Here is a 12,420-nt window from a genome sequence, read left to right as displayed (position 1 = left end):
GGGCCTTTTTATATGCGCAGAAGGAAGTTGAAGGAGCATCATGCAACAGGACGGTAGCCGCCTGCACGGAGAGTTCAAGGTGGTCGGCGGAAAACTCGTAGTGGTGGACCTGGACGTCCGCGGCGGGAAACTGGCGGATGTCTCGCTCAGCGGAGATTTCTTCCTGGAGCCCGATGACGCCCTCGCCGACATCAACGCGGCCCTGGAAGGACTCCCGGCAGAGACGGCGGGAGCCGACATCGCCGCGGCGGTGCGGGCCAACCTGCCCTCCGATGCCGTCCTTTTCGGTTTCTCGCCGGAGGCCATAGCCACCGCCGTCCGCCGGGCCCTGGCCAAGGCGACCGGCTGGACGGATCACAAGTGGGAGATCATCGGCCCCACACCCCTCTCAACGGCCATGCACGTGGCCATGGACGAAGTGCTGGCTGAAGAAGTCGGTGCCGGCAAACGCAACCCCACCCTGCGGTTCTGGGAATGGGAAACACCGTCAGTGGTGATCGGCAGTTTCCAGTCGCTGCGCAACGAAGTGGATCCCCAGGGCGCGCAGAAGCACGGGGTGACGGTGGTCCGGCGCATCAGCGGCGGCGGAGCCATGTTCATGGAGCACGGCAACGCCATCACGTACTCGATCTATGTTCCGCAGTCCCTGGTGGACGGCCTGAGCTTTGCCGAGTCCTATCCCTTCCTCGACGCCTGGGTGATGGAATCGCTGGAAAAACTGGGCATTAAGGCCTGGTACCAGCCGCTCAACGACATCGCGACTGATCAGGGCAAAATTGGCGGAGCGGCCCAGAAGCGCTTCAGCAACGGCGGCATGCTGCACCACGTGACGATGTCCTACGACATTGACGCTGACAAGATGCTTGAAGTCCTGCGGATCGGCAAGGAGAAGCTCTCCGACAAGGGCACCACCAGCGCCAAGAAGCGGGTGGATCCGCTGCGCCGCCAGACCGGTCTCACGCGGGAAGAGATCATCCGGACCATGATGGAGACCTTCGCGGCGCGCTACGGTGCCGTGGAGGCCGGCCTTACGGATGAGGAACTCGCCATGGCAGAAGCGAAGGTGGCGGACAAGTTCGGCACCGCTGAATGGCTGAACCGGGTTCCCTAGGGATCTGAGTCCTCCTGCCATAGACTGCCGAGCATGGAAAAAAAGTCTCTGACCGCATTGGTGCGGACCCAGCTGCAGATCGCCGGCGAAGCCTCGAGCGGCCGCAGCGCCCAGACGGTCTACGGCGGCCACGAGCACGTTCTCCGGCAGACGGTGATCGCCCTGAATGCCGGATTCATTTTGGATGAACATGAGAATCCGGGAGAAGCCACCGTCTATGTCCTCAAGGGCCGGGTCCGGCTGGTAGCGGAGGCGCATACATGGGAAGGTTCCGCGGGTGACCTGCTGATTGTGCCGCAGGCCCGGCACTCGGTGGAGGCTGTGGAAGATTCCGCGGTCCTGCTGACGGTAGCCAAGCGGAACCACCCCTGAGGCCCGCAGGACAGCGGTCCAGCGGGCCTCAGGGCACCTGACGGGGGTTCCCGGGGCATTGATGCCCCGGGAACCCCCGCCGTCTTCAGAACCTACCTGCCGGCAGCCTGCACCCGCAGTGCCCGCAGCAGCTGGTCCTGCTGCTCCAGGATGATCCGGCGCAGGGCAGCGGGGGCCTGCGGATTGGCTTCGAGCCAGTCCATGCTGGCAACCAGGACCGGATGGTCCGCGGCAACCATGTGTTTGGGCAGGTCCTGTGCACCGGGGAAGAGTCCCGTCACCACACGGCTGGCCTGCCCAATGCTGCGTGAGCTCCAGACCAGGGTCAGGGACGCAAAGTAGTCGGCCTGGAAGACGGACAGCAGGTCCGTGCTGCCGATCGTGATGCCTTCAATGGTTGCGGAGAGCAGCTGGTTGGACAGTTCATCCGAATGCACCGCATCCTGCCAGGCAGCCGCCTTGACGGCCAGCTCGGGGAACGCTGCGGCGGCCGTAGTGAAGCCCACCCGTCCCGAGGCGGTGGGATCCTGCGCCAGTTCGGCCTCCAGTTCGCCGCGGGTGGCGTTGCCCGTGGCTGCCAGCGCCTGCCAGAGCGACCAGCGCAGGTCGGAGTCCACGGTGAGGCCCGGAATAGTGGCGGTTCCCTGCAGGAGACCGCGCAGGAGCTCGGCATGGGAGGTGCTGTGCTGGCCCAGGGCGGCGGCGTTCCGTGCCCAGATCAGCTGGCGGTCGCTTCCGGGTTCCGCCTGCTGAAGCTGGTCAATCACCAGTGAGTACAGGACTTCGCGCAGGTCGGCACGGTCCTCCGCGGGGGTGTACCGCTCCACGGCAAACCGGGAGTTGTCCAGCAGGACCTGCAGTACGCCGGCACCAGTCTCGGCCGGAGCGGCGTGCACAATGAGCCGGATGTAGTCGCGGGCGCTGATAATGCCGTCCCGGACACCGTTCCACAGCGCGGAGAAGCACACCGCCCGGGCCAGCGGATCGGGAATCCGGCCCAGGTTCTGCATCAGGGCCTGCAGCGAATCAGAGTCGAAACGGATTTTGGCGTAGGTCAGGTCCTCGTCGTTGAGCAGAAGCACGGCAGGGCGCTTCATGCCCGTGAGCTCAGGGACCGTGGTGCGGGGACCGGCGACGTCGATTTCCACACTGCCGGTGCGGACCAGCGCACCCGCGGCGTCCGGGTTGTACAGTCCGACCCGCAGTCGGTGCGGGCGGGGAACCTGTTCCCCGCTGACGGGATCGGGGGCGTTCTGGACGATCGTGACCGAGGTGATGACGCCGTCGTCGTCCGTTTCCACCTCGGTGGTCAGCGTCGGAACGCCCGCTGTCTGCAGCCACAGCCGCGACCAGGCGCCCATGTCCCGGCCCGAGGCCTCACTGAGGGCGCTGAGCAGGTCCGCAAGGGTGGTGTTGCCGTAGGCATGGTCACGGAAGTAGCCCCGCGCCGCATCAATAAAGGCATCAAAGCCCACGTAGGCCACCAGCTGCTTGAGCACGGAGGCGCCCTTGGCGTAGGTGATGCCGTCGAAATTCTGCTTGGCCGCTTCCAAATCGGTAATGTCAGCCACGATCGGATGCGTGGTGGGCAGCTGGTCCTGGGTGTAGGCCCAGGCCTTGCGCCGGTTGGCGAAGCTGACCCAGGAATTAGTGAAAGCGGTGGCCTGATCCACGGCCAGGGCGCCCATGTAATCCGCGAAGGACTCCTTCAGCCACAGGTCATCCCACCACTTCATGGTCACCAGGTCGCCGAACCACATGTGCGCCATCTCGTGCAGGATGGTGTTGGCCCGCGCCTCGTACTGCGCCTCGGTGGCCTTGGAACGGAACACGTAAGCCTCGGTGAAGGTCACCAGGCCGGGGTTCTCCATGGCGCCGAGGTTGTATTCGGGCACAAAGGCCTGATCGTACTTGCCGAACGGGTAGGGGTAGGCAAACAGCTCGTTGAAGTAGTCCAGTCCCTGTTTGGTGATCTCGAAGATGTTCTGCGGATCAAAATGCTCAGCGAGCGAGGAGCGGCAGTAAGCGCCCAGGGGAATGTCCAGGACGGTGCCGTCCGGCAGGGCGGCGGACCAGGCGTCCTCGGCCTTGAAGTACGGTCCGGCCAGCACAGAGGTGATGTAGGTGGAGATGCGCTGTGTGGGGGCAAAGTCCCAGCGGCTGACGCCGTCGTCGAGCACGGTGCGGTTGGTTTCCGCGCCGTTGGAGGCAACTTCCCAGTCCGAGGGTGCGGTGACATGGAATGTGAAGGCGGCCTTGAGGTCCGGCTGCTCAAAGTTGGCGAACACCCGCCGGGCATCGGCCGGTTCGTACTGGGTGTAGAGGTAGGTGCGGGAATCCGCCGGATCAGTGAACCGGTGCATGCCCTCGCCGCTGCGGCTGTACAGGGCGGTCCCGTCCACTGTGACCACATTGACGTAGTCCAGGTCCGTCAGGTGGATGCGGGCGCCGTCGACGGCGGTGTCCAGGGGGAGCGTGCGGCCGTTCAGGACCACCTTGGCCACGCCGCCGTGGATGAAGTCCAGGAAGGTCTCCGCTCCGGCCTCGGTGCAGGTGAAGGCAATGGTGCTGCGGGAACGGAAACCGGTGGCCGAGGGATCCTCGGCGTTGCTTAGGTCAAGATCAACATCGTAGGCGTCAACGGATATAAGGGCAGAGCGGGCGGCGGCTTCAACACGGCGCAGATTCTGGTTCGACACATGTTCATTGAATCACTTTCCCCGGGGACGCGGGTTACGGGGCGAGCAGCAGGGCCAGACCGAGGCCCAGGGCTCCGATCAGGAACCAGGACACCAGCGCCGCTGAAAGCGCCCGGATCCCCGAGGCAAAAAGGGCGCGGAAGCGCACCGCAGCACCCAGTGCAAACAGGGCTGCGGCAAAGAGGATTTCCTGCGCCAGGGCTGCCGCCTCCAGCACCCCGGCCGGCAGAACCCCGGCGGTGCGCACCAGGATCAGGGCCAGGAAGCCGGCTACAAACAGGGGAACCAGGGGTGGACGCTTCCCCGGCGTCCCGTCCCCGCCGAGGGCCGCGTTCCCGCCGACTGCGGCCTGGCGGCGTCCCATTACTCCCGCTGCCGCAGTCATGGGGGCCAGCAGGACCACGCGCGCCAGCTTGACGACGACGGCGGCCGCGAGCGCTGCCGTACCGGCGGTCTGGGCTGTAGCCACCACTTGTCCAACGTCATGCACGGAGGCTCCGGTCCATATTCCGAAGGTCTCCCCGGGAAGGCGCAGCAGGGAGTCCAGCAGCGGGAGCACGCCTATGGCCAGCGTGCCGCACAGCGTGACCAGCGCTATGGGCACCACCGTGTCTTCCTGCCGGACCCGGCGGGCAGCGGCCATCGCTCCGATGGCCGACACCCCGCAGATGGAAAACCCCGAGGCAATAAGCAGCGGTTCCTCACCGGGCAGGCGAAAGGCCCGGCAGATCGCATAGGTGCCCGCGAAGGCTGTTCCCACCAGCGCCACGATCAAAAGCAGGGCTCCCCACCCCAGCCCGGCAATATCCACCAGTGAGACCTTCAATCCCAGCAGGACAATCCCCAAACGCATCAGTTTCCGGGCGGTGAGGGACAGTCCCGGCTTCAATGGCCCGGATACCGCTGTGGAGATCCCCGGCAGGTTGGCTGCCAGGAGCCCCAGGATCACCGCCGCGGTCAGGACCGGCAGCCCGGGGAGGACGAGATGCAGCAGATACGCAGGGATGACCGCCGCAGCGGCAATCAACAGCCCGGGAAGCGTTGACGCGCGGCGTGCGGGAGAAGAAGTGGTGTTCACGGTTCCACCCTGCCGCAGAAGAGGATGCCGGCCAAACAGCGCCGCTGGAGCCGTGTACCGCAGCCGAGGGATTTGCGCGCGTGTGGCCTTTGTTACAGTGAGGAACACCCCCTAGTTTTTAGAGGCACCACATGGCTGACCAGCTGCAGATCCCGGAGTACCCCTGGACCCGTTCCCCCGTACAGGCCGCAGCACAAATGGATGTCTCGCCGGCCGAGGGCCTCAGTGCGGATCAGGTCCGGCAGCGTCTGGCGCGGTACGGACCGAATGAGCTGGATGCCGGCCGGAAGATTCCGGGCTGGCAGAAAATTCTCCGGCTCCTGTCGGACCGGCTGATCCTGGTACTGATTGCGGCAGCCGTGATCAGCGCCGTCGTCTCCCGCGAGTGGGAAACCCCGCTGGTTATCCTGGTGGTGATCGCGCTGAACACGACCCTGAACTACGTCCAGGAACAGCGGGCGGAGAACAGCCTGGAGGCCCTGCGCAGCAGCGCGGTGTCCGTAGCGACCGTCCGGCGCAACGGCGCCTCCGTGGATGTTCCGCGCACCGAGGTGGTGCCGGGGGACGTGGTCCTCCTGGAGGCCGGGGATACAGTCCCCGCTGACGGCCGGCTCCTGGAAGCAGTCCGGCTGCAGGTGGCCGAAGCCGCCCTGACCGGGGAATCCCAGCCGGTCAACAAGACAACGGGCGCACTAACCGACCCGGAACTGCCGGTGGCGGACCGCACGAACATGCTGTACATGGACACCGACGTCAGCCGGGGGAGGGCCGTCCTGCTGGTCACCGGTACCGGCATGGACACCCAGATCGGCCGGATCGCCCATCTGCTCGGCTCCACTGCGGAGGAAAAGACCACGCTGCAGCGCAGCATCGACCAGCTGGCCCGGCTGCTCACCTATGTGGCGCTGATTGTCGTGGCCGTGGTGTTTATCCTGGGCCTGCTGCGTGGTGACAGCTGGGAGGACCTGTTCCTCACCGCCGTCTCCCTGGCGGTGGCCACCATCCCGGAGGGGCTGACCGCCGTCGTCGCGTTCACCCTGGCGATGGGAGCCTCCCGGCTGGCCGCGCGCGGTGCCATCATCAAACAGCTGTCCGCCGTGGAAACGCTGGGCAGCACCTCCCAGATCTGCACCGACAAAACCGGCACGCTGACCCTGAACGAAATGACCGTGCGGCGTCTCTACACCGCCTCCGGCCGGGTCTTTCGGGTCTCGGGCTCCGGCTACTCCACGGAGGGCGCGGTACTCAGCGCCGACGGGCGGCCGGCGCCGGCACTGTCGGTGGCCTTCCTGGGCTTCGCGCTGTGCAACGATGCCTCGGTGCGCGACGGCGTACTCACCGGCGATCCCACCGAGGGGGCACTGGTGGTCCTTGCGGAGAAGGGCGGCATCGACGCCGAGGGTGCCCGCGCGTCGCATCCGCGCATCGCGGAGGTGCCCTTTGACTCGGACTACAAGTTCATGGCCACGTTCAACCGGCGCCCGGCCGACGAGGAATCGCGGCAGGGCCCGGGACCCGCAAACGAAGTGTTCTGCTATGCCAAGGGGGCGCCCGGAGTGCTCCTGGAGCGGTCGCAGTTCATCGCCACCGCCGAGGGCCGCCGGCCGCTGACTTCCCAGGACCGCCAGCGCATCAGCGGCGAAGTCACCGCGTTCGCCGAGCGCGGGCTGCGCACCATGGCCGTGGCGGGCCGCCCGGTGGAGGAACCGCTGCCGGCAGACCCGGACGAGCTGCGGGACAGCGTGGCGGGCCTGACCATCTACGCCGTGGTGGGCATCATGGATCCTCCCCGCAGCGAGGCGGCAGAGGCGATTGCCCGCGCCCGCGAAGCGGGGATCAGCGTGCACATGATCACCGGGGACCATCTCATCACCGCCTCGGCCATCGCGCGGGATCTGGGAATCGGCGGGGAAGCCGTGTCCGGCGCGGCTCTGGAGAACCTCGATGACGAAGAGCTGCAGCGGCGCGCCCCCGGCTACGGGGTGCTGGCCCGGGTCTCGCCCGAACATAAGATCCGGATGGTGCGTGCGCTGCAGGCCGACGGCGCGGTGGTTGCCATGACCGGCGACGGCGTCAATGACGCCCCGGCGCTGAAACGCGCGGATATCGGCATTGCCATGGGAATCACCGGCACCGACGTCTCCAAGGGCGCGGCGAAGATGATCCTGACGGACGACAACTTCGCCACCATCGTCGACGCGGTCCAGGAAGGCCGGGGGATCTACGCCAACATCATCAAGTTTGTCCGGTTCCAGCTCACCACGGCGTGGGGTTTCGTCCTGATTTTCCTGGCGGCCGCTGCCTTTTCGCTGGCCGGGGGAGCGCCCTTCACAGCCCTGCAGATCCTCTGGGTCAATATCATCATGGACGGTCCGCCCGCCCTGGCCCTTGGCGTGGACCCGGCGGATCCGGACCTGATGAAACAGCGTCCGCGGCCGGCCCGGGAACCGCTGCTGACCGGTCGGCGCATTATGCAGATCCTGACCATGGGAGTGGTGATGGCCGCAGGAACCTGCACCGTTCTGTACCTGGCACCGCAGATGTATCCCGGAAGCGCCGGGGATCCGCTGTTCGCCACCACGCTGGCCTTCACCACGTTCGTGTTCTACCAGGCGTTCAACCTGCTCAATGTGCGCTCGGCGAACGGCAGTGTCTTCGCCTGGCAGACGTTCACCAACCGGGCCATCTGGGTGTCGCTGGCCGCCGTCGTCGTCCTGCAGGTCCTGGTGGTGCAGCTGGGGGCGCTGCAGGGACTCTTTGACACCACGGACCTCACCTCGGGGCAGTGGTTCCTGGCCCTGGGTGTGGGTTCAACCGTGCTGTGGGTGTCGGAGATCCGCAAGGCGGTCTCCCGTTTCCGCGATCGGGAGACCCTTCCGGCTTAGTGTCGGCTTACCAGGGAGAGGGCTTGTAGTCCTTCAGGAAGACCCCGTACTGGTCCTCTCCTGCTTCGCCCATGACAATCGGGTCATACACGCGGGCAGCACCGTCCACCAGGTCCAGGGGAGCATGGAAGCCCTCCTCGGCCAGGCGCACCTTGGTGGGGTGCGGACGCTCGTCGGTGATCCAGCCAGTGTCCACGGCAGTCATCAGGATTCCGTCCGTTTCCAGCATTTCCCCGGCGCTGGTGCGGGTGAGCATGTTCAGCGAGGCCTTGGCCATGTTGGTGTGCGGATGGCCCGGGCCCTTGTACCGGCGGCTGAACTGCCCTTCCATGGCGGAGACGTTCACGATGTACTTCCGGCGGGCCGAAGAGGCCGCCATGGCCGGACGCAGCCGGTTGACCAGCAGGAACGGCGCGGTGACGTTGCACAGCTGCACTTCGAGCATTTCCAGGGGCTCCACCTGGTCCACCACCTGAGTCCAGCTGTTGATCGGAGCGGTGTCCGGCACCAGCCCGCCGGCATCGATGGCGGTGCCCGCGTTCAGCTTCTCCAGCGAGGAGGAACCGGCGGTCAGGGCCAGGGAGGTGACCGCGTCGCCGGCCAGCACCGGGTGCTCGGCGATCGAGCTGGCCAGCGCCGTCGGGTGGGCGTTGTAGGTGTGGCCGAAGGTGACCAGCTCCGGCATGGCGGCGGACGCCGGCAGTGCCTCGAGTTCGGCGTCCACCAACGGCTGGTAGGCGTTGGAGGTCCGGCGCACGGTCTGGGCGGCGTTGTTGATCAGGATGTCCAGGGGCCCGGCGGCGGCCACTGATTCAGTGAGGGAAATGACCTGGGCCGGGTCACGCAGGTCGATGCCCACAATCTTCAGCCGGTGCAGCCAGTCCGCGGAGTCCTCCATGGCGGCAAAGCGCCGGGCCGCGTCCTTGGGGAAACGGGTGGTGATGGTGGTGTGCGCGCCGTCGCGCAGCAGCCGCAGGGCAATGTACATGCCGATTTTGGCGCGGCCGCCGGTCAGCAGTGCGCGTTTGCCGGTGAGGTCCGTCCGGGCATCGCGCTTGGCGTGGCTGAAGGCCGCGCACTCCGGGCACAGCTGGTGGTAGAAGGCGTCCACCACGGTGTAGGGCTGCTTGCAGATGTAGCAGTTGCGCGGCTTGAGCAGCGTGCCGGCCGAGTGGCCGTGGGCCGAGGTCCGCAGCTGCGCACCGCGGGTTTCGTCGTCGATGCGGTCGGAGGCGCCGGTGGCCGTCAGAGCCACGACGGCGCGGTCCGCCTCGGCGACGGCGCTGCGCTTCTCATTCTTCTTGTGCTTCTTCACGGACTTGAACATCTTGGCGGTGGCCCGCCGGACGGCAACGTAGTCCGGATCTTCCTCGTCCAGGACGTGGATGGAGGACAGGACCCGCAGGCAGGCGGCAAGGTCTTCGGGGCTCAGGTCGGGGGTGCTCATGAAAATCGTTTCTGCTGTGAATCGGCGCCGGCGGTGGACACGGCGAAGGCAATTTTGGTGCCATCCGACCTTACAACGAAACACCGCGGCGCCCCGTATTGCGGGCGCCGCGGCGGTCGAAGATCACAGGCCGCTGCGAACGGCGGCCTGCACAGGAGCTTGCGCCTGCCTAGGCGGGCGCGGCTTCGGGTTCCGGAAGGGTGACCTTCTGGCCCTTGCTCAGTACAGTCAGGCCCGAGGGCGTCACGGTAAAGCCCCGTGCCAGGTCGAGGTCACGGTCCACACCGATGGTGGCTCCCGGCGGAATCTGTACGTTCTTGTCGATGATCGCCCGGCGGACCACAGCGCCCGCACCCACATGGATGCCGTCCATCAGCACGGAATCGGTGACCTCCGCGCCGGCGTCCACATACACATCCGGCGCCACTACCGACCGGGTCACGGTGCCGCCGGAAATCACGACGCCGTTGGAGACGATCGAGTCAAACGCGGTACCGGCCTGATCCGCAGCACTGCGGACAAACTTTGCCGGCGGGGAAATGCTCTGGCGCGTGTAGATGGGCCACTGGAGGTTGTACAGGTTGAACGCCGGCAGCGGGGAAATCAGGTCCATCGTGGCGTCATAGTACGAGTCGAGGGTACCGACGTCGCGCCAGTACTGGTGGTCGCTGCCGGTGGCCCCGGGAATGACGTTGTGGGAAAAGTCATAGACCGCGGCATCGTTGCGCTCCACAAAGTACGGAATGATGTCTCCGCCCATGTCGTGCTTGGTGATAAGCCGTTCCGCATCCACATTCAATGCTTCCACCAGTGCGTCGGTGTTGAAAACGTAATTACCCATGGAGGCCAGGAACATGTTCGGATCATCCGGGAGCCCTGGCGTGGTGGCGGGTTTTTCGATGAATGCACCAATGCGTCCGGGGTTTTCCGGATCCGTTTCGATGACACCGAATTGATCGGCCAGGTGCAGCGGCTGCCGGACCGCGGCAACGCTGACCGATGCTCCGGACGCGATGTGCGCCTCCACCATCTGGGAGAAGTCCATCCGGTAGACGTGGTCTGCTCCGATCACCACCACAATGTCAGGCCGGGCATCGTCAATGAGGTTCATGGACTGGTAGATCGCGTTTGCGCTGCCCAGGAACCAGCTCTTGCCCATGCGCTGCTGGGCCGGCACTGATGCCACGTAATTCTGCAGCTGGGTGGACATCCGCCACGTTTCAGAGATGTGGCGGTCCAGGCTGTGGGATTTGTACTGAGTCAAAACCACAATCTGCAGGTATCCCGAGTTCACCAGGTTGGATAAGGCGAAGTCGATGAGACGGTACCGTCCCGCGAACGGAACGGCGGGTTTTGCACGGTCCGCTGTCAGGGGCATCAGGCGTTTGCCTTCCCCGCCTGCCAGGACAACGGCCAGGACCTTCTTTGGCGCCATTTTGTACTTCCCATGCTTGTAGCTTCATGTCTATCTGGTGTTCTTTCGACATATTCGACGACGCTGTCAAGCACGTTAAATAAGTCTGCTGTTCTTCAGACTAGATCACTGCGGCGCCGGTGCACTACGTTGGTTTAGTGCGAGTAGATATTGTGTCCAAGGAATTCCCGCCCGAAATCTATGGCGGAGCAGGCGTCCATGTTGCCGAGCTGAGCCGTGTGCTGGCCGAGTACGTGGACCTTCAGGTCCACTGTTTTGGTGCTCCCCGGGAGGCTGATTACCACGGTGCCTCGGTGAAGGCATACAGCGTCCCGGCGGAGCTTGATGCTGCCAACCCGGCCGTGCAGACGCTGGGAACCGATCTGGAAATACTGCAGGGCCTGGAGGGGGCGGACCTGGTCCACTCCCACACCTGGTACGCCAATATGGCCGGCCATCTGGGCTCGCTGCTGTACGGGATTCCCCATGTCCTCAGCGCCCACAGCCTGGAGCCCCTGCGGCCCTGGAAAGCGGAGCAGCTGGGCGGTGGCTATGCGCTGTCCTCCTGGGTGGAGAAAACTGCGTACGACGCCGCCGCCGCCATCATTGCGGTCTCCGAGGGCATGCGCCAGGACATCCTGCGCAGCTATCCGGAGGTGGACCCCGCCAAGGTGCGGGTGGTCCACAACGGCATCGACGTTGACCTGTGGCAGCCGGACACGGACCCGGAGGGAATCGAGGCACTGGGAATCGATCCCGCCCGCCCCAGCGTGGTGTTTGTGGGACGCAACACGCGCCAGAAGGGCCTGCCGTACCTGCTGCGCGCAGCGGCGCTGCTGCCTCCTGAAGTGCAGCTTGTGCTGTGCCTGGGTGCTGCTGACACTCCCGAGCTGGCAGCGGAAACAGCTGTTTTGATTGAGGATCTCCGGGAAAAGCGAAGCGGCATCGTCGTCATCGAGCGGATGCTCCCGCGTGCCGAGCTCATCAAGGTGCTCAGCTCTGCCACCGTGTTTGCCTGCCCCTCCATTTACGAACCGCTCGGCATCGTCAACCTGGAGGCCATGGCCTGCGGAACCGCCGTCGTGGCCTCCGCAACGGGCGGCATTCCGGAGGTGGTGGATCCCGGAGTCACCGGACTGCTGGTGCCGATCGACCAGGTCACTGACGGAACCGGCACCCCGCTGGACCCTGAAACCTTTGTCCGTGATTTCGCCGCTGCCCTGACCGAAGTGGTTGCGGATCCGGAACGGGCCCGCCGGATGGGCGAAGAAGGCCGGCGCCGCGCCACTGAGCACTTCTCGTGGGCATCCATCGCCCAGGCCACCCTTGAGGTCTACCGTTCGGTGCTGCCGGCCGCCAACTAGCGGCCTCCAGGCACCGGAGCGTCACCAACGCAAAAAGGTCCGGACTGCAC

At 65.6% G+C, this 12,420-nt stretch carries 7 protein-coding genes and 1 pseudogene; 4 read left to right on the top strand and 4 right to left on the bottom strand.

The genetic code is table 11. From position 1 onward, the window contains the following. Window positions 1-40: 40 nt before the first annotated feature. Together lplAB and AC4D2W_RS03375 are read left to right on the top strand one after the other, a co-directional pair. The gene (gene lplAB / locus AC4D2W_RS03380) at window positions 41-1,111 is read left to right on the top strand and encodes a lipoate-protein ligase LplAB (RefSeq protein ID WP_490925490.1); all 1,071 of its coding nucleotides are present in this window, start codon (window positions 41-43) and stop codon (window positions 1,109-1,111) included. Window positions 1,112-1,144: 33 nt separating this feature from the next. Further along, a complete protein-coding gene (locus AC4D2W_RS03375) occupies window positions 1,145-1,483 on the top strand; it encodes a cupin domain-containing protein (RefSeq protein WP_490925489.1) in 339 nt (112 codons plus the stop codon). A gap of 92 nt (window positions 1,484-1,575) precedes the next feature. Here the strand turns inward: AC4D2W_RS03375 and pepN are convergent, their stop codons facing one another. Further along, on the bottom strand, window positions 1,576-4,182 hold the full coding sequence (gene pepN, locus AC4D2W_RS03370) for an aminopeptidase N (protein ID WP_490925488.1): 2,607 nt from the start codon (window positions 4,180-4,182) through the stop codon (window positions 1,576-1,578). Window positions 4,183-4,216: 34 nt separating this feature from the next. Further along, window positions 4,217-5,260, bottom strand: a complete 1,044-nt coding sequence (locus tag AC4D2W_RS03365; protein WP_490925487.1) for a YeiH family protein — start codon at window positions 5,258-5,260, stop codon at window positions 4,217-4,219. A gap of 131 nt (window positions 5,261-5,391) precedes the next feature. On the opposite strand from AC4D2W_RS03365, the gene AC4D2W_RS03360 reads away from it, so the two are divergent. Next, window positions 5,392-8,145: a cation-translocating P-type ATPase gene (locus AC4D2W_RS03360; protein WP_490925486.1), complete on the top strand. Its 2,754-nt coding sequence runs from the start codon at window positions 5,392-5,394 to the stop codon at window positions 8,143-8,145. A 7-nt stretch (window positions 8,146-8,152) separates the two neighbouring features. Here the strand turns inward: AC4D2W_RS03360 and AC4D2W_RS03355 are convergent, their stop codons facing one another. Both AC4D2W_RS03355 and glgC read right to left on the bottom strand, forming a co-directional pair. Beyond that, window positions 8,153-9,592 carry an SDR family NAD(P)-dependent oxidoreductase gene (locus AC4D2W_RS03355; RefSeq protein ID WP_490925485.1) on the bottom strand — a complete coding sequence of 480 codons (1,440 nt, stop codon included), beginning with the start codon at window positions 9,590-9,592 and terminating at the stop codon, window positions 8,153-8,155. A gap of 178 nt (window positions 9,593-9,770) precedes the next feature. Next, window positions 9,771-11,027 (bottom strand): annotated as a pseudogene (gene glgC, locus AC4D2W_RS03350) (glucose-1-phosphate adenylyltransferase); the annotation flags it as partial. Window positions 11,028-11,164: 137 nt separating this feature from the next. Here glgC and glgA point away from each other — a divergent pair. Further along, window positions 11,165-12,370: a glycogen synthase gene (gene glgA, locus AC4D2W_RS03345; protein WP_490925484.1), complete on the top strand. Its 1,206-nt coding sequence runs from the start codon at window positions 11,165-11,167 to the stop codon at window positions 12,368-12,370. Window positions 12,371-12,420: the final 50 nt, after the last annotated feature.

The organism is Arthrobacter sp. TJ-58, assembly GCF_058269295.1.
This window is presented reverse-complemented; position numbering and strand designations above follow the sequence as displayed.